At 67.4% G+C, this 17,018-nt stretch carries 15 protein-coding genes; 4 read left to right on the forward strand and 11 right to left on the reverse strand.

Going from position 1 to position 17,018, the window contains the following annotated elements; translation table 11 throughout:
- Positions 1–95: 95 nt before the first annotated feature.
- The 8 genes from AC1D02_RS12420 to ppsA form a co-directional block, all read right to left on the reverse strand.
- Positions 96–995, reverse strand: coding sequence for an efflux RND transporter periplasmic adaptor subunit (locus AC1D02_RS12420; RefSeq protein ID WP_477317227.1), 900 nt, complete (start codon positions 993–995; stop codon positions 96–98).
- On the reverse strand, positions 992–2,989 hold the full coding sequence (locus tag AC1D02_RS12425; RefSeq protein WP_477317229.1) for a preprotein translocase subunit SecA: 1,998 nt from the start codon (positions 2,987–2,989) through the stop codon (positions 992–994). The genes AC1D02_RS12420 and AC1D02_RS12425 overlap by 4 nt, the downstream gene beginning before the upstream one ends.
- Before the next feature lie 16 nt (positions 2,990–3,005).
- The gene (locus tag AC1D02_RS12430) at positions 3,006–5,183 is read right to left on the reverse strand and encodes a site-2 protease family protein (RefSeq protein WP_477317231.1); all 2,178 of its coding nucleotides are present in this window, start codon (positions 5,181–5,183) and stop codon (positions 3,006–3,008) included.
- 3 nt (positions 5,184–5,186) lie between these two features.
- On the reverse strand, positions 5,187–7,064 hold the full coding sequence (locus AC1D02_RS12435) for a GAF domain-containing protein (protein ID WP_477317233.1): 1,878 nt from the start codon (positions 7,062–7,064) through the stop codon (positions 5,187–5,189).
- A gap of 9 nt (positions 7,065–7,073) precedes the next feature.
- The gene (locus AC1D02_RS12440; RefSeq protein WP_477317235.1) at positions 7,074–7,625 is read right to left on the reverse strand and encodes a cohesin domain-containing protein; all 552 of its coding nucleotides are present in this window, start codon (positions 7,623–7,625) and stop codon (positions 7,074–7,076) included.
- A gap of 374 nt (positions 7,626–7,999) precedes the next feature.
- Positions 8,000–8,920: an SPFH domain-containing protein gene (locus tag AC1D02_RS12445; RefSeq protein ID WP_477317237.1), complete on the reverse strand. Its 921-nt coding sequence runs from the start codon at positions 8,918–8,920 to the stop codon at positions 8,000–8,002.
- A gap of 26 nt (positions 8,921–8,946) precedes the next feature.
- A complete protein-coding gene (locus tag AC1D02_RS12450; RefSeq protein WP_477317239.1) occupies positions 8,947–9,369 on the reverse strand; it encodes an NfeD family protein in 423 nt (140 codons plus the stop codon).
- 183 nt (positions 9,370–9,552) lie between these two features.
- The gene (gene ppsA, locus AC1D02_RS12455; protein ID WP_477317241.1) at positions 9,553–11,979 is read right to left on the reverse strand and encodes a phosphoenolpyruvate synthase; all 2,427 of its coding nucleotides are present in this window, start codon (positions 11,977–11,979) and stop codon (positions 9,553–9,555) included.
- Between the two features lie 174 nt (positions 11,980–12,153).
- On the opposite strand from ppsA, the gene ppsR reads away from it, so the two are divergent.
- Positions 12,154–13,002 (forward strand): posphoenolpyruvate synthetase regulatory kinase/phosphorylase PpsR, encoded by an 849-nt coding sequence (ppsR, locus tag AC1D02_RS12460; protein WP_477317243.1) that lies wholly within the window; start codon positions 12,154–12,156, stop codon positions 13,000–13,002.
- 52 nt (positions 13,003–13,054) lie between these two features.
- On the opposite strand, the gene AC1D02_RS12465 is transcribed toward ppsR, so the two are convergent.
- Both AC1D02_RS12465 and AC1D02_RS12470 read right to left on the reverse strand, forming a co-directional pair.
- The gene (locus AC1D02_RS12465) at positions 13,055–13,573 is read right to left on the reverse strand and encodes a hypothetical protein (RefSeq protein WP_477317245.1); all 519 of its coding nucleotides are present in this window, start codon (positions 13,571–13,573) and stop codon (positions 13,055–13,057) included.
- Between the two features lie 15 nt (positions 13,574–13,588).
- Positions 13,589–13,819 carry a hypothetical protein gene (locus tag AC1D02_RS12470; protein ID WP_477317247.1) on the reverse strand — a complete coding sequence of 77 codons (231 nt, stop codon included), beginning with the start codon at positions 13,817–13,819 and terminating at the stop codon, positions 13,589–13,591.
- Between the two features lie 3 nt (positions 13,820–13,822).
- Here AC1D02_RS12470 and AC1D02_RS12475 point away from each other — a divergent pair, with 3 nt between their 5' ends.
- A complete protein-coding gene (locus AC1D02_RS12475) occupies positions 13,823–14,746 on the forward strand; it encodes a PEP-CTERM sorting domain-containing protein (RefSeq protein WP_477317249.1) in 924 nt (307 codons plus the stop codon).
- On the opposite strand, the gene AC1D02_RS12480 is transcribed toward AC1D02_RS12475, so the two are convergent.
- Complete coding sequence (locus tag AC1D02_RS12480; protein ID WP_477317251.1) at positions 14,726–15,691, reverse strand: diguanylate cyclase domain-containing protein; 966 nt, start codon at positions 15,689–15,691, stop codon at positions 14,726–14,728. The genes AC1D02_RS12475 and AC1D02_RS12480 overlap by 21 nt on opposite strands.
- 139 nt (positions 15,692–15,830) lie before the next feature.
- Here AC1D02_RS12480 and AC1D02_RS12485 point away from each other — a divergent pair, with 139 nt between their 5' ends.
- Positions 15,831–16,190, forward strand: a complete 360-nt coding sequence (locus AC1D02_RS12485; protein WP_477317253.1) for a hypothetical protein — start codon at positions 15,831–15,833, stop codon at positions 16,188–16,190.
- A gap of 96 nt (positions 16,191–16,286) precedes the next feature.
- Complete coding sequence (locus AC1D02_RS12490) at positions 16,287–16,997, forward strand: trypsin-like serine peptidase (RefSeq protein ID WP_477317256.1); 711 nt, start codon at positions 16,287–16,289, stop codon at positions 16,995–16,997.
- Positions 16,998–17,018: the final 21 nt, after the last annotated feature.

Below are 17,018 nucleotides of genomic sequence, written 5' to 3' on the forward strand. Positions count from 1 at the left end.
GTTCTCTCCTGGTGTCGAATCGTGATGGTGCCGTTGTCCGTGTCGTGGTCCGTGCTCGTTACTGGTGCTGGTGTCTCGTTTTGTCGGTGGCTCGTTCAGCCGGCGGGCCGCGCCGGGCCGGCGCGGCGCTCGTGCCTGGCCGGCAGCGCCGGCACGTCGGGCAGCTCGACCCGGCACGCGATCCCGGCCGGGATTTCCAGGCCGGGATTGAGAACCTCCAGCCGGACCCCGAAGGTGCCGGAGGCGGCGTCGAGCACCTTGTCGACCACCCGCACGACCGCCTCGGCCTGCACCTTGCGCGGTACGTCGGCGCGCACGATGGCGCGCTGTCCGGCCTTGACGTAGGAATAGGCTTCGGCGGGCAGCACCGCCTCGGCGTGCAGCACCGCGATGTCGGCGATGCGCAGCAGCGGCTTGCGCTGCTCGCCCGGATCGGCCAGTTCGCCGGCATGCACGTTGCGTTCGATGACCACTCCGCTGACCGGCGAGCGGATCGCGCGCAGCCGGATCTGTTCTTCGTTGCGGCTCACTTCCAGTTCGGCCAGGCGGCGGTTGTCGCGCGCGTCCTGCAGTTCGGAGGCGGCCAGCTTCATCTCGGTGGCGGTTTCGTCGTGATCCTGCTGCGACACGTATTTCGCCTGCAGCAGCTCCTGGCGCCGCTTGTACTTCTGCGAAGAGAACGCCAGACGGCTCTGGCCGGTGCTGATCGCCCCTTCCATCGTGGCGCGGTGGCGCGCGATGTTCAGCGCCGCCCGTTCCAGCCCGCTGTCGAGCGCGACCAGCACCTGGCCGGCGCGCACGAACTGGCCGCGTTCGGCGTCCACCCGCTCGACCAGTCCCATCGACGGGCTGCGCAGGTCGACCACCTTGCGCGGCTCCAGCAGGCAGTTGAATTCCGCCGCGGCGGCGCTGTTGGCCAGCAAGGCCAGGGCCAGCATCCAGCGCCGGCCGTTGTTGAAGGTGTGGTTCATCAGGGTAGGCGCAATGGTGGTCATTCGGAACGTCCGGCAAAGGCGAGCAATCGGTCGGTGTCGCGTTCGCGCCCCAGCGTCTGGGCGCGCACGTCGGCGTGGTGGGCTTCGGCGCGGCCCTGGGCCCAGTGGCGCAGCAGCGCCACGCTCCAGGCGGGCAGCAGCCCTTGCGGGTCGGGCCGGCAGTGCGCGCCGATCCAGCGCGCCAGCAGCGCGGCATGGGCGCCGAACAATTCGTCGTCGAGCGCCACCAGGCTCTCGAAGCTGCCATGGTCGCCCTGACGGCCGGCGCGCCCGTACAGCTGGCGGTCGATGCGCTTCGAGTCGTGGAATTCGGTCAGCACCACGTGCAGCCCCCCGGCCGCCTTGACCTCCCGCGCCAGCAGGATGTCGGTGCCGCGCCCGGCCATGTTGGTGGCCACCGTGACGCGCCCGGGCTGGCCCGCCTCGGCGATGATGGACGCCTCTTCGGCATCCTGCTTGGCGTTGAGCACGCGGTGGGCCACGCCGGCGTCCGCCAGCAGCGCGGCGATGCGTTCGGACGCCGCCACCGAGCGCGTGCCGATCAGCGCCGCGCGCCCCTGCGCCGCCGCGGCGACTGCGGCTGCTGCGGCGGCGGCGTCGCGCGCCGCGCCATGGCGGAACAGGCGCGCGCCGAGGTCGCGCCGCTGGATTGGCCGGTGGGTGGGAATGCGCACCACGTCCAGGCCCAGCACCGACTTCAGCTCGCCGGCCGCCTCCACCACGGTGCCGCTCATGCCGCCGACCCGCAGGTAGCGCCGGAACATGCGCTGGTAGGTGATGCGCGCGGTGGTGTGGCGGCGGTCGGTCACCGCCAGCGCTTCCTTGCGCTCGACCATCTGGTGCAGCCCCGATTCCCACGAGCGGTCCGGCATCACGCGGCCGGTGTATTCGTCGACGATCTGCACCTTGTCGCCGGCCACGATGTAGTGGCGGTCGCGCTCGTAGCAGTGCAAGGCGCCGAGCGCCTGTTCGACCACCCGGGTGCGGTCCACCCGCGCGGCCGGCAGGTGCGGCGCGTCGCACGCCAGCACCCGGTCGCGGCCCGCTTCGGTCAGCAGCGCCTGGCGTTCGCGCTCGCGCAGCAGGAAGTCCGCGCCGGGTTGCAGCGTGGCCGCCAGCGCCAGCGCGGCGTCGTATTCGTCCGCCCCGGCGCCGCCCGGCATCGAGGCCGAGATGATCAGCGGCGTGCGCGCTTCGTCGATGAAGATGCTATCGGCCTCGTCGACGATGGCGAACCACAGCCCGCGCAGCAGCGACGGCGGCGCGCCGCGCCCGGCCACCAGGCCCGCCACACTGGCGCGGCCGCCCAGCGTGCCGCGCAGCGCCTCGATGCGGTCGCGCAGGTAGTCGAAGGTTAAGTCCTTGTTGACGCAGTAGGCGACATCGGCGCGGTAGGCCGCGCGCCGCTGCTCCGGCTTCTGGTCGGGCAGCACCTGGCCGACCGAGAGGCCGAACCATTCGTAGACCTTGCCCATCTCTTGCGAATCGCGCTTTGTCAGGTAATCGTTGACCGTCACCACGTGCACCGGCACCCCGGCCAGCGCCATCGTCACCGCCGGCAGCAGCGCGGTCAGGGTCTTCCCTTCGCCGGTGGCCATTTCGGCGATGGCGCCGTCGAGGATCGCCCGTCCGCCCATCAGCTGCACCGGGAAGTGACGCTTGCCGAGCAGCCGGCCGCTGACCTCGCGCACCAGCGCGAAGGCCTGCGCCACCAGCGCTTCCTGCAGGCCGGACGCCAGCAGCGCGGCGCGCAGTTCGCGCGCCTGGACCGCCAGGTCGGCCTCGGCGGCCGCCTGCAGCGCGCCGTCGTGCGCCATCACGCGCGCGGCGAAACGACGCAGGCGATGGCGCCGCAGCGGACTGGCCGCCGCCAGCAGCATCCCCAGCGCGTGCAGCAAGGCGCGGTCGAAGCCGTTCTGGCGCGCCTCGGAACGCTCGATCCAGGGAGCCGGTTCGAGCGTGGCGGCGGAGCAGGATAGCGCGGCGCGTATCATGGCGGTCCGGTTCGCATCAGAGTGTCAGCCGGCTAAGCAGCAGTTGCTGCAACCGGCGCCAGCCTTGCAGGCCGAGCGGCTGGTCGGCCTGGACGAAGCGCACGTGGGCGCGTTCCCCCACCAGCGCCCCCAGCGCCGCCGGGGGCAGCTGCAGGTCGAACTGGAACACCCGGTTCAGCGCGCGCGGCTGCTCCTGCTGCGCGCCCGGCGCCACCGCGATCGTGCCGCCGTGCTCGAGCGACAGCGCCGGCGACGGCAAGGCACTGTCGCCGGCCGGGATCTCGCGCACCATCCGCGCCACGTAGCGCCGGTCCAGCGCGCCGGCCAGCCGCACTTCGATCCGTTTCAGCCCGCCGCGCACCGCCGCGATGTCGTCCTGGGTCACCACCACGCGCACCGTCGGCGCCTCGCCGGTGAGCACGTGGCCGATGCTGTCGCCCTTGCGCAGCCAGCGGCCCGGCAGGTCTTCGGCCAGCGGCAGCACCGCGGTGCCGCTGCGGCGGGCGACCACGTGGAGCGCGCCGTGGCGCGTTTCGGCATACGCCAGATCGCGCTCGGCCTGGCGCAACGCGCTGGCGCGCACTTCGGCTTCGACCCGGGCCTGGGCCGGGTCGCCAGCCGCGCTGGTGGCCGCCAGCGCCGCGCGCCAGCGGCCGAATTCCTGCTCGTAGCGGGCTTCGGCGGTGGCCTGTTCGCGCTCGATGCCATCGTTGGCCAGGCTCGCCACCAGCATGTCGGCGCGCGCCGGCATGCCCGAACGCAGCCGCAGTGCGCCGACGAATCCCGCTTCGGCCGCGCGCAGCTGGGCCGACTCGGCCGGCCACACCACGCCTTGCGCGTAGGTGCTCATCGGCGCCGGCAGCACCAGCAGCAGCAGCGCGGCCAACGTGGTGGCCGCCAGCGTCGCCAGCGCCGGGCGCATGCGCCGCCCCACCAGCTCGGAGCCGGACCACAGCCAGCGCAAGCCTTTCATCAGCGGCCACGCGAACTGGGTGAGCACCCCCCACACGCCGAGCGCCAGTCCCAGGTACAGGTATTCGCTGGCCAGGAACAGCGCGATGCCGACCGTGATGAACAGCCGATACGCCAGCGACAGCGGGGCGTACGCCAGCAGCCACTTGCGCTCGCCGGCCGCCATCTCCGGCGCGCGCGCCTGGTCCAGACCGAACGCATAGCGCTTGATCAGCCACAGCCACAGGCGGCTGCTGCGCTGCGCCAGGTTGGGCACCTCGGCCAGGTCGCACAGCACGAAATAGCCGTCGAAACGCAGCAGCGGATTGCCGTTGAACAGGATGGTCGACAGCCCGCCCAGCACCATCACGCTGAACGCCAGCGAACGCACGGTGCCCGGCTCGACGGCCAGCCAGACCCACAGCGCCAGCGCGGCGAGCAGCAGTTCGGTAAGCATGCCGGCGGCCGCCACTAGCGCGCGCTGGCCCTTGCGCGGAAACGCGCTGCTGCCGGAAGCGTCGACGTAGGGCACTGGCATGAACAGCAGGAACATCAGCCCCATGTCGTGCACCTCGGCGCCGCCGCGCCGCGCGGCCCACGCGTGCGCCATCTCGTGCAGCAGCTTGACCGCCGGGTAGACCGCCAGCAGCGTCAGCAGGCTTGCCGCCGACAGCAACTGGTCCGACGCATTGCCGCTGATCTCGCGCCAGTGCGTCACCGCCAGCACCGCCGCCGGCAGCGCGGCGGCGAGCCACAGCAGTGCGCCCCAGCGGCCGAACAGCCAGGACACCGCCGGCAGGGTGCGCCGCAGGAAGGCGTCCGGATCCCACAGCCGGAACCGCAGCGCCATCGGATTGACCAGGTTGCGCTGCCAGCGCATGCGGCGCTGCTTGTCGCGGCGCCGTTTCAGGTCATCCAGGTCGGGCAGCGTGTCGGACGCCAGCGCGTCGCTTTCGTGCAGCTGCGACAGCAGCTCGATCACCTCGTCCTGCGGCGGCGCCTGGTCGCCCAGCTGCGCCACCGCGGCCTGCCACAACTGGGCCACGCTCTGGCTGCCGTCCATGCGCGAAACCAGGAACCAAGCCTCCGGCGTCAGGCGGTGGGTGCGCTGGTTGAGCGGGTCGAACAGCACATAACAGGGCCCCCCGCGCACAGACTGGCGCTGCACGCGCAGCTCCGGCGCCAGCCGCGGCTTGACGGCGGCGACGCGGTACCAGTGCGTCGATTCGAATTGCTGGCTCATGGCTCAGGGCGTGTAGCGCCACCAGGCCACACGCGCCCAGTCGACCAGGCGGCGGGTGGCGATCCACAGCAAGGTGCGTTCGCCGGCGTCGACCTTGCCCACGCCTTCCATGCCGGGACGCAGGCGCTCGGGCGTTCCATCCAGGTCGGCCTCGACGCGAAACAGGTTGGCGCCGTCTTCGGCGACGGCGACCGACACCTGGCGCACGGTGAACGGCAACTGGCGCCCGGTCATCCCGGACAGCACCAGCGCGCCGCGCTGGCCTGGGGCGACGTCGCGCACGTCGCGCTCGTCGACCTTGAGCACTACCCGGTAGCCGGTCAGCGGCGCCAGCGTGAACAGCGGTTTGCCTTGCTCGACCGGGCTGCCGATCGCCTGCGACCAGTCGCCCGCGACCACCACGCCGTCGAACGGCGCTTCGACCCGGGTGCGCTGCAGCCGCTGCGTCACCTGCGCCAGTTTTGCTTCGGTCTCGGCCAGCTGCGCGCCGATCACCGCGGCGCCGGCGCGGTCGTGGCGCGCCACCGCCTCGGACAGTTTCTGGTCCTGCTGGGCCAGTTCCGAGGTCTGCCTGGCCTGCTCGATCAGCAGGTCGCGGTCGTCCAGCCGCGCCAGCAGTTCGCCGCGCGCCACGCGCTGGCCGGCGCGCACCGGCGCCTCGGCGACAAAACCCTCGAACGGCGCGGCCAGCACCCGCTGCACCTGCCCTTCCAGGCCGGCGCGCGCCGGCACGCGGTAGGTCACCGGCACCAGCGCCAGCGCCGCCAGCAGCAGCGCCAGCAGCACCGCGCCGGCGGCGAACGCCGGGCGGCGCGGATCGGCCAGGGTGGCCCAGGCGCGGCGCAGGGCTGCCGGCGCCGCGCCGGTGAACCAGCGCGACTCGTCCTGCAGGCGCGCCAGCAGCGGCGCCAGCACCACCGCCACGCCCTCGATCTGGGACAGCAGGGCCGGGGTGACCGCAGCGGCCGGCAGGTGCCAGGTCAGCGCGCCGACCGCGCGCGCGCCGGCCACGATCGGCACCGTCAGCACGCCGCCGGCCGCGCCATCCGGACCGGGCATCGCGCCGGCCAGCTGGTGCTGGGCATGGTTGATGCGCAGGCGGTCGCCTTCGAGCGCCGGCCAGCTCAGGCTGACGCGCTGTTCGACCGCTTCGCCCATCGCGTTCTCCAGCGCCGCGGCCTGCTGGCTGCTGCGCTCGAACCAGGCGGCATGCGACAGCGCCACCAGGCGCATCCTGCCGCCCCGCGTGACCAGGCCGATCGCCACCCGCATGCCGCCGACCGCGCGCGCCAGTTCGGCGGCGACGGCGGCGCAGGCGTCGTCGAGACGGTCGTACTGGCCCAGCAGCGCGACCACGTCGAGCGCGCGGCGCGCCCGCATCAGCGCGGCCTGCTCGCCCTCGCGGCCGCGGCTGCGCGCCAGCGCGTCGATCCAGCCCGCGCCCCATTGGACGTCGGCGATCGCGCGTTCGAGTTCGGCATCGCCGCGGCAGCGCGTGATGAAGACCAGTGCGCCGATCAGGCGTTCGTTGCTGAAGATGGGCGTGGCCACCACTGCCCGCGCCATCGGCTGCGGCGCGCCGGCGGTAGCCTGCTCGCCCAGCGGCAGCACGACGTCGCGCCGTTCATCGACGCAGCGCTGGGCGGCTTCGGCGAACGGCGAGGCGTCGCCGATGTGCTCAGGCCAGCGCGCGCCCGGCACCAGAGCACCAGCGTCGTCTTCGACCAGCAGCAGCGCGCCGGACAGGCCCGGCAGGCGCGCCACCGCGATCGCCAGCCACGCCTGCAGGAAGGCGCGCGCATCGGCCGCATCGCCCAGTTTGCCGGACGGTGCGGGCGCGCCGGCGCTGGCGGAAACCGCAGGCCCGTTGTTCGGCGCCACGGCGGCCGCCTACACTGAGGGCTGGAGTCGCTGGTCTTGCGCCAGGTTGGTTCGTCGGCGCCACGCCAGGCCTGCCAGCGCGAGCAATGCGAGCAACGCGGTATTCGGTTCCGGGACCTGGGCGGCAGGGCCCTGGACGCTCACGGTGGCGTTGGCCGCCGCCGGCAGGTATTGGTCCAGCACGGGAACACCGAAATCGGTGGGGACGATCGTCACCACGACCGATTGCGTCAGCAGCGCGTTGAAGCCGAGGGTGAACAGCGCTTCCGGGCCCCCGGCGAAGTTGATGGCGTCGAGGGTCACGAAACTGACCTGCACCTCCCCGCTGGCTCCGGCGCCTGCGAGAACGAAGAAATTGGAGGTCTCGGAACCGGGAATGAACGAGAGCGCAGCCGGATCGAAACCGATCGTGAAATCGGCGGCGCACAGGCCGCCGGCGCACATATCGGCGGGATTGCTGTCGGTGACCGTCAGCGTGACGGTGCCGCCAGCCTGGCTGCTCGACAAGGTGATCAGGCCCGCGTGCGCGAAGGTCCCGCACAACGCCAGGCACCCTGCCACCAGCGCCTTTATCAACGATGCATACCGACTGCGCCCGACCCGCTTTTGTTTCGACAATAGGTGTCCCACTGCGTCTCCTCCCCAGGAAATTGGCAAAAACTACTTTTAATAATTATTGAGGAGGGGTATAGCAATATCCGGGCCACAGCGTAAATACCCAGCAAGGTCTCTGTCCAACGCCCAGCAGGTGTAAGAATTTCCGACGGAACCATGATCGGCGCGTGCCGGGGCGCAAGAATGACGGCGTGCATGTCGACGGCGAATGCTACGATTATTAGAGCAAAACTGGTGTAAAAAAAACCGACAGCATCGACGCACTGCCGCCGCAGCGCGGCGCCGGTCGCGGCCCGCGGGCACCGCGACGACGCGCAACGTCACTTCTGCGCCTTCACGATCTGCATGGCGCTGGCGATCATGCCGCTCATCTCGCCCAGGTTGGACGGCACGATGATCGAGTTGTTGGTCTTGGCCAGGTTGGCGAACGCGTCGACATACTTCTCGGCCACGCGCAGGTTGACCGCATCGTGCCCGCCCGGCTCGTTGATCGCGCCGCCGATCTGGCGCAGCGCGGTGGCGCTGGCGTCGGCCAGCGCGACGATTGCCGCGGCCTGGCCCTGGGCGCGGTTGATCGACGCCTGCTTCTCGCCCTCAGAGCGGGCAATCGCCGCGGCGCGCTCGCCGTCGGCGATGTTGATCTGTTCCTGCTTGCGGCCTTCGGAGGCGGCGATCAGCGCGCGCTTTTCGCGCTCGGCGGTGATCTGCGCCTGCATCGCGTGCAGGATCTCCTTCGGCGGCGTCAGGTCCTTGATCTCGTAGCGCAGCACCTTCACGCCCCAGTTGGCGGCCGACTCGTCGATCGCATTGACGATGGTGGTGTTGATGTGGTCGCGCTCCTCGAACGTCTTGTCGAGCTCCATCTTGCCGATCACCGAACGAAGCGTGGTCTGCGCCAGCTGGGTGATCGCGGCGATGTAGTTCGACGAGCCGTACGAGGCGCGCATCGCGTCGGTGATCTGGAAGTACAGGATGCCGTCGACCTGCAGCTGCGTGTTGTCGCGCGTGATGCAGACCTGCGGCGGCACGTCGAGCGGGATCTCTTTCAGGATGTGCTTGTAGGCGACGCGGTCGATGAACGGGATCACGATGTTCAGGCCAGGCGCCAGCGTCGCATGGTATTTGCCGAGCCGCTCGACCACCCAGGCGTGCTGCTGCGGCACCACGTTAATCGTCTTGAACACGAACACCAGCGCAATGACGAACAGCACCAGCGCCACGGTTCCGAAATTAAATTCCATTTTTTGCCTTTTTTTGAAAGAATCTATCAAGCGCCGGTGACGATCAGCCGGCTGCCCTGGATTTCCACGATCTTGAATACGCCCGCCTGCGGATGGCCGCCCTGCCCCAGCTCCACGTCCCACAAGGCGCCGCGGTACATCACCCGCGCTTTGCAGCCATGCCATTCGTCGACCGTCAGGTGCTGGCCGATGTCGATGTTGACGTTGGGGTCGCGCGCCGCGCTGCCGCGCGCCGGCCGGCCCAGGTGGCTGCGGTGCAGCAGCCCGGTAGCCACCACGCCGACCGCCGCGGCGACGATCGTCTGCACCGCGCCGCTCATGCCGAAATACGCCGCCAGCGCGCCGAACGCCAGGCCGATGGCGATCATCAGCAAATAGAACGTCCCGGTGAACAGCTCCATCACCACCAGTACGCCCGCTGCTACCAGCCAGTTGATCCAGTCCGCCATGTCAGTCCTTTTCGTTGAATGCGCAGCGCAAAAAAAACAAAACCCCCGCTGCCCGGATCGGGCCACGAGGGTTTGCTTGATGATGCGATGAGTTTTGATGGCTATTTTGTCAAACATTCCAATAGTGTCAGTCTAGCGCGTTTGCGCGCAGAGTCAACTACTGAATTGTATAGCCAACCTGCCTCACTGCTTGATGGCCGCCAGCTTCTGCCAGGTGTCGATCACCGAGTCCGGGTTCAGCGACATCGACTCGATCCCTTCGGCCATCAGCCACGCCGCGAAGTCCGGGTGGTCCGACGGACCCTGGCCGCAGATGCCGACGTACTTGCCCTGCTTGCGGCAAGCCTGGATGGCGCGCGACAGCATCGCCTTGACCGCCGGATCGCGCTCGTCGAAATCGGCCGCCAGCAGCGCGATGCCCGAATCGCGGTCCAGGCCCAGCGTCAGCTGGGTCAGGTCGTTCGAACCGATCGAGAAGCCGTCGAAGAACTCGAGGAACTCGTCGGCCAGGATCGCGTTCGACGGCACCTCGCACATCATGATGATGCGCAGGCCGTCCTTGCCGCGCTCGAGGCCATTGGCCGCCAGCAGCTTGATCACCTTCTCGGCCTGGCCCAGCGTCCGCACGAACGGCACCATGATCTCGACGTTGGTCAGGCCCATGTCGTTACGCACGCGCTTCATCGCCGCGCATTCCATCTCGAAGGCGCCGGCGAAATCGGCAGCCAGGTAGCGCGCCGCGCCGCGGAAGCCCAACATCGGGTTCTCTTCGTCCGGCTCGTAGCGCGAACCGCCGATCAGCTTCTTGTACTCGTTCGACTTGAAGTCGGACAGGCGCACGATCACCGGCTTCGGCCAGAACGCCGCGCCGATAGTGGCGATGCCTTCGGCCAGCTTGTCGACGTAGAACGCGCGTGGCGATGCATGGCCGCGCGCGACCGATTCGACCGCCTTCTTCAGGTCCGCATCGATGTTCGGATATTCGAGGATCGCCTTCGGGTGCACGCCGATGTTGTTGTTGATGATGAACTCGAGACGGGCCAGGCCCACGCCGCCGTTCGGGATCGACTGGAAGTCGAACGCCATTTGCGGGTTACCGATGTTCATGGTGATCTTCACCGGGATCTCCGGCAGTTCGCCGCGCATCTCTTCCGACACTTCGGTTTCGATCAGGCCATCGTAGATCATGCCCTCGTCGCCTTCGGCGCAGGACACGGTGACGAAGGTGCCGTCCTTGAGGATGTCGGTGGCGTCGCCGCAGCCGACGACCGCGGGCACGCCCAGTTCGCGCGCGATGATCGCCGCGTGGCAGGTGCGGCCGCCGCGGTTGGTGACGATCGCCGATGCGCGCTTCATCACCGGCTCCCAGTTAGGGTCGGTCATGTCGGCCACCAGCACGTCGCCCGGCTGCACCCGGTCCATCTGGGACGGATCGGTGATGACGCGCACGGGACCGGCGCCGATTTTCTGGCCGATCGCGCGGCCAGAGGTCAGCACGGTGCCGCTGCCCTTCAGCTTGAAGCGCTGCTGCGCGTCGGTGGCGGTCTGCTGCGACTTGACCGTCTCCGGGCGCGCCTGCAGGATGTACAGCTTGCCGTCGCGGCCGTCCTTGCCCCACTCGATGTCCATCGGACGCTTGTAGTGGTCCTCGATGATGACGGCGTACTTGGCCAGTTCGACCACTTCGGCGTCGGTCAGCGAATAGCGGTTGCGCTGCTCGATCGGCACGTCGACGGTCTTGACCGAGCGGCCGGCCTTCTGGTCGGCGGTGAATTCCATCTTGATCAGCTTCGAGCCGATGTTGCGGCGGATGACCGGCGACTTGCCCAGCTTGAGCATCGGCTTGTGCACGTAGAACTCGTCCGGGTTGACCGCGCCCTGAACCACCGTCTCGCCCAGGCCGTAGCTGGAGGTGACGAACACCACGTCTTCGAAGCCCGACTCGGTGTCGATGGTGAACATCACGCCGGCCGCGCCGAGGTCGGAGCGGACCATGCGCTGCACGCCGGCCGACAATGCCACTTCGGCGTGGGTAAAGCCCTTGTGCACGCGGTACGAGATCGCGCGGTCGTTGTACAGCGAGGCGAACACGTGCTTCATCGCTTCGAGCACGTTGTCGATGCCGACCACGTTCAGGAAGGTCTCCTGCTGGCCCGCGAACGAGGCGTCCGGGAGGTCTTCGGCGGTCGCCGACGAGCGCACGGCGAACGACATCTCGGTGCTCGAATCGGCCACCAGGCGGTCGTAGAATTCCTCGATTTCCTTTTGCAGGCGCGGCTGGAACGGGGTCTCGACAATCCACTGGCGGATCTCGGCGCCGGCGGCGGCGAGCGAGCGCACGTCGTCGATGTTCAGGCCTTCGAGGCGGGTCGCGATGCGGTCGCCCAGCGACGGGCCGCCGTCGATGCCGTGGTTGAGGAAGTCGCGAAATGCGTCGGCCGTGGTGGCAAAGCCGCCCGGCACGCGCACGCCGGCTTCGGCGAGCTGGCTGATCATCTCCCCGAGGGAAGCGTTCTTGCCGCCGACCGATTCGACATCGGTCATGCGCAAGTTCTCGAACGAGGCGACATACACCGCCTGGCCGGGATCCTTCATTGCTGCGTTGGTCATAAAAACACCCTTACTGATGATAGAAATCTTCGCGTGAGGCTGCCGACTCGGGTTTTCTTGTTATTTTTGGCCGTGTGCAGCACAATCAAATCCGTTGCCGAGCATTCTACATGGGCCGGCGTGCAATTTACAGATCACAATCTTGAAACTATTTAAGCCACTTCATACCACTTTATGACCACTGAAACGCGCCCTACCATGCCGCCGTCGCCGAATACGGTGTTTTTCGTCTCCGACGGCACCGGCATCACCGCCGAAACCTTCGGCCACGCGGTGCTCAGCCAGTTCGAGATGCGCTTTCGCCAGGTCCGGATGCCGTTCATCGACACGGCCGACAAGGCGCGCGACGCGGTGCGCAAGATCAACGAGACGTGCGCCCTCGACCAGCAGCGGCCGATCGTGTTTTCGACGCTGGTGAAACCGGACCTGTCGACCATCATCCGCACCGCCAACGGCATGCACATGGACCTGATCCAGACTTTCGTGGCGCCGCTCGAGCAGGAACTGGGCGTGATGTCGACCCACACCATCGGTCGCTCGCACAACATCGTCGACAGCCAGGAGTACAAGGCGCGCATCGAGGCGATCAACTTCTCGCTGGCGCATGACGACGGCCAGTCGCACAAGAACCTGTCGTCGGCCGACGTGATTCTGGTGGGCGTGTCGAGGTCGGGCAAGACGCCGACCAGTTTGTACCTGGCGATGCAGTACGGGATCAAGGCGGCCAACTACCCGCTGATTCCGGACGACTTCGAGCGCGGCAAGCTGCCGTCGTCGCTGCCGCCGTTCCGCCACAAGATTTTCGGCCTGAGCATCACTCCCGAGCGGCTGTCGGAGATCCGGCACGAGCGCCGCGCCGGCAGCAAGTACGCGTCGATCGAGAACTGCCGCTACGAGGTCAACGAGGCCGAGCTGATGATGAAGCGCGAAGGCATCCGCTGGCTGTCGTCGACCACCAAGTCGATCGAAGAGATCGCGACCACGATCCTGCAGGAGATCAAGCCGGAACGCCGCGAGTACTAGCCTGCGGCCGCTTCGCGGTTGGGGTCTGACCCCGCGGGGGCAGACCTGGTGTTCACAGCGGCCCACGAAACAGCGTGACTTCGAGAGGGCCCGACGCTTTCCTTCGGCCGACCGTGACGATCGCCTCCAACGGCGGCACGCCATCGCCGTGAACCGCAAGCTCGCGACCCAGCCGCGGCTTCCTGCCCGCTTCTTTCAACAGCGTCGCCGCGGCCAGATTGAGATCGAAGGTGGTGTCCGCGTGCTCGCCTTGCAGCATGCCAAGCAGCGACGCCGCTTCCTTGTAACCGTCGACCGCCGAATGCGCTTTCGACTGGAACCGGAACGTTGTGACGAAATACTCGCACCCGCCAAGCTCCACTTCCACCTGCATCCCCGAGGGCAGCCGGAACCGCTCTGTCGCCTCGTGGTCCGACTTCAGCGCAAAGGCGTGTGAGCCGAGACCGGCGCGATCGGTCGCAAAAATCGGAGAAGGCGTGCTGCGGATGCAGTCCTCCGCGTGAGCGCCCCAGCATATCAGTGCTGCCGCCATGCCGGCCAATATCCGCTTGCCGTGTTCCAGTGCAGCCATATTCAAGTCCCGTCCTTAGCCGGCCGTTCGCCGCACCGCGGTCTTGCCGTAATTGAAATTGGTATTGTCGAAATATTTTACACAGTCATGAACTTCCCCGGATCGAAGGATCGCAAGTGCTTGATTCGATTGCAATAAAGAAAAGGGGCATTCTTCTTGCTTCGCAGGGACCTGCTCGCGCGCCGCAATCATGTCGCAGCTCGACACTCCCGCGCCTTTAATCGTCACACGATAATCAGGAGGCATTCCATGATTCTCAATGTTAAATTCGCCGCCATCGTTTCACTGGCCACCGCGCTGATGAGCAGCGTCGCCTCGCACGCGTCCACGTTCGCGCTGGCGCAACTGGACAGACCTTCCGGCATTTTCGGAGGCGCGATCAATGAATATATTTTCAATCCTGTCGGCCCGGTGGAGCGCAGCATCGCCGACCCGTGGGGCAGCGCCGGCACGTTCGCGCTGGCCGAATACGGAATTCTAAAAGCCAAAGCGACCGCGAGCGCCACTGACGATCCATACGGTTCGTTTACCGCGCGGTCCGGTGTCGGCTTCAGCGATCAGTTGACCTTTACCGCGGCCGGGCTTGAGGGCCAGGCCGGCACGCTCAATGCAACCATCTTCTTCGATCGTGATTTATCCCACCAGGGCGAACCGACAGGTTATGCACGGGGGGACCTCAGCGTGGCCACGTCGTTCGATACGTTTTACTATCAGGACCTGCTGTCTTTGCAACCAAGCGGTTGCAGCGTGTCGGCGCCACCATGCCAACTCCAGCACACGAGCAGTTTGGCGGGAACCGGCACCATTCAGTATGTGTGGCAAACACCAACCTCGCTTGCCCTGGCCATACCGTTCACGTTCGGACAAGCCACCGACCTTTCCGTCTCGCTGGACATGCAGGCGGTTGCCTTTTTCACTGAAGGCTCATCGGCATGGCTGGCAGACGCCTCGCACTCCCTGTACTGGGGCGGCATCAACTCCGTATCGGCCGCATCCGGCCAGCCGGTCACGTTCACCGTCTCATCAGCCTCGGGGACCGATTATCTTCGGTCGTTTGCTCCAGCACAGGTACCCGAGCCGAGCACCCTTTTTCTGCTGATTGTCGGCTTTATCGGCCTGTTCGCGGCCCGGCGCAGATTCCAACAAGCGATGTTAGCCCAAGTGGGTATTTAATGGGTCGCCGTCGACTACGACCCGATCGCGGCCGGCGCGTTTGGCGGCATACAGCGCCTGGTCGGCCGCCGCGATCAGGCCCGCCGCAGTGTCCAATCCATCCTTGGCGTAGCTCGCCACGCCGATACTCAATGTGACATGCGGACGCGCCGCCGCCGGCGAGTGCGGAATCCCCATCGCGGCCACATGTTCGCGAATCAGGTTGGCATGCGCGCGCGCCTGTTCCGCCGTCGTGTCGGGCAGGATCGCGGCGAACTCCTCGCCGCCGTAGCGCGCCGCAACGTCGGCCGGCCGCTTGAGCATCCCGGCGAATTCCTGCGCCACCGTGGACAGGCAGCGGTCGCCCTGCTGGTGGCCGAAGTGATCGTTGTAGGCCTTGAACGAATCGATATCCATCAGCAGCAGCGACAGCTCGCCGCCGTGGCGCTGTGCGCGCCGCAGTTCGCGCTCGAGCGCCACGTCGAAGTAGCGCCGGTTGGCGATCCCGGTCAGGCCGTCGACGTACGAACGCGCGCGCAGCGCCTCTGCGTGCTCCCGCAACTGGCGCTCGCGGTCCAGCGCGCCGCTGATGTCGCGGATCTCGATCATGCAGAACTGCGCCTGGCCGCAGTCGAACGGCGACACCGTCACCGCCTGGTCGATGCGCTCGCCGTCGAAGCTGCCGGCCTCGCGCAGCGGGAACGGCGCGCGGCTCTGCGACTGCGGAATCCTGGTGGCCTGCTTGCTGCCCAGCGCCGACTCGATGCGCGAGCCGCGCAGCTCGGGAAAGACATCGAACAGCGACTCGCCGATCACGCGCGCGGCCGCGCGTGCCGACCGCGCCACCATCCAGCTGTTCCACACCACGATGCGGTCGCCGGCGTCGAGAACGATGACGCCGCAATCGACCAGGTTGAGGGCGTGCGACGAGAGCTCATTCGCGGATTCGGGTTTGGAAATGATCACGGCAAGGTTTCACTATCAGAAATGAGGGGGATGATACCGCACTCCCCGCGCCGAGCGACAAAAGCATTGACATTGCTGCAATAGGGGCTACGCTGAATTTTTGGCGAAATATTGTTCATTCAATAGATCAGGAGCGGATATGTCGAAGATCGTTATCCAGGCCATCTTGTTTGCTTCCGGTGTCGCAATGGCGCACGGCGCCACCGGCCAGGAGAAGGACAAGGAAAAGGACGCCACCACCACCATCAAGCGCGACAGCGACACCGGCAAGCAGATGCCGCAGCCGTCGTACCAGACCCGCGAGGAACGCCTGAAAGCCCAGCCCCTCGACTGGAACAAGACCAGCGGAAAACCCAGGCGCAAGGCGCAGACGGCGGCCGAACGAAAGGCGCTGGAAAGCGCCAAGGGCGAATCGGCCGAAGGCGGCGCGCCCGATCCGAAAGCGGACGCCGAAGCGCGCCGGCTGTATCCGGAGGAATGGAAGAAGCACGAAAAATAACCGACAACACGCATTCCAGGGAGGTCTGAAATGGTCACGCACGCACTTCGTCGTCAATCGCCTTTCCGTCTGGTCGTTGCGCTTCTTTGTATCGGGGTGTCGGGGCTTGCCCTGGCCACCGCCAATATCTTCACGCAGTATCAGGAAACCGGCAATTCGAATACGCCGCCGTCGATCGGCAAGCTGTTTTCGAATGCCGGCACCTGCTCGGCGTCCGTCATCAGCGGCAAGAACATCATCGTCACCGCGGCGCACTGCTGCTGGGACCGTTCGACGCGGACCTGGATCGGCGGCTGGTCGTTCGCGCCGGCCTACAACAACGGCAACGCGCCGTACGGCATGTTTCAGTGGGCGCAGGCGCGCGTGCTCACCAGCTGGATCAACAACGGCGACGTCGCCTCCGACGTGTGCCTGATCGCCCTGCAGGACGACCGCTCCGGCCACGGCGTGACGTATTACACGGGCTGGCTGGGCCGCTCGTGGAACTACGGCAGCGTGCTCAGTCAGCATGCGCTCGGCTACCCGGGCAACATCGGCGGCGGCAATACGCTGCAGCTGTGCGCGTCCGAAAGCTTCAGCCCAAGCGCCAGCTGCGGCGGCAACGGAGTGCTCAACACCGGCTGCTCGATGACCTACGGGTCGAGCGGCGGGCCGTGGATCCGCGACTACCGCAGCGGCAACCACGTCGATTCGGTGGTGCACGGCTACGACAGCACCACCTGCACCGGGACCTTCGGCCAGACCTTCAACGGCGCGCGCTTCACCAGCAATAACATCGTCACGCTGTGCACCGCGCAGGGGTGCTGACGCCTCGCACCAGGGTCTGAC

The sequence above is a fragment of the Massilia sp. P1_C10 genome (genome assembly GCF_056406475.1).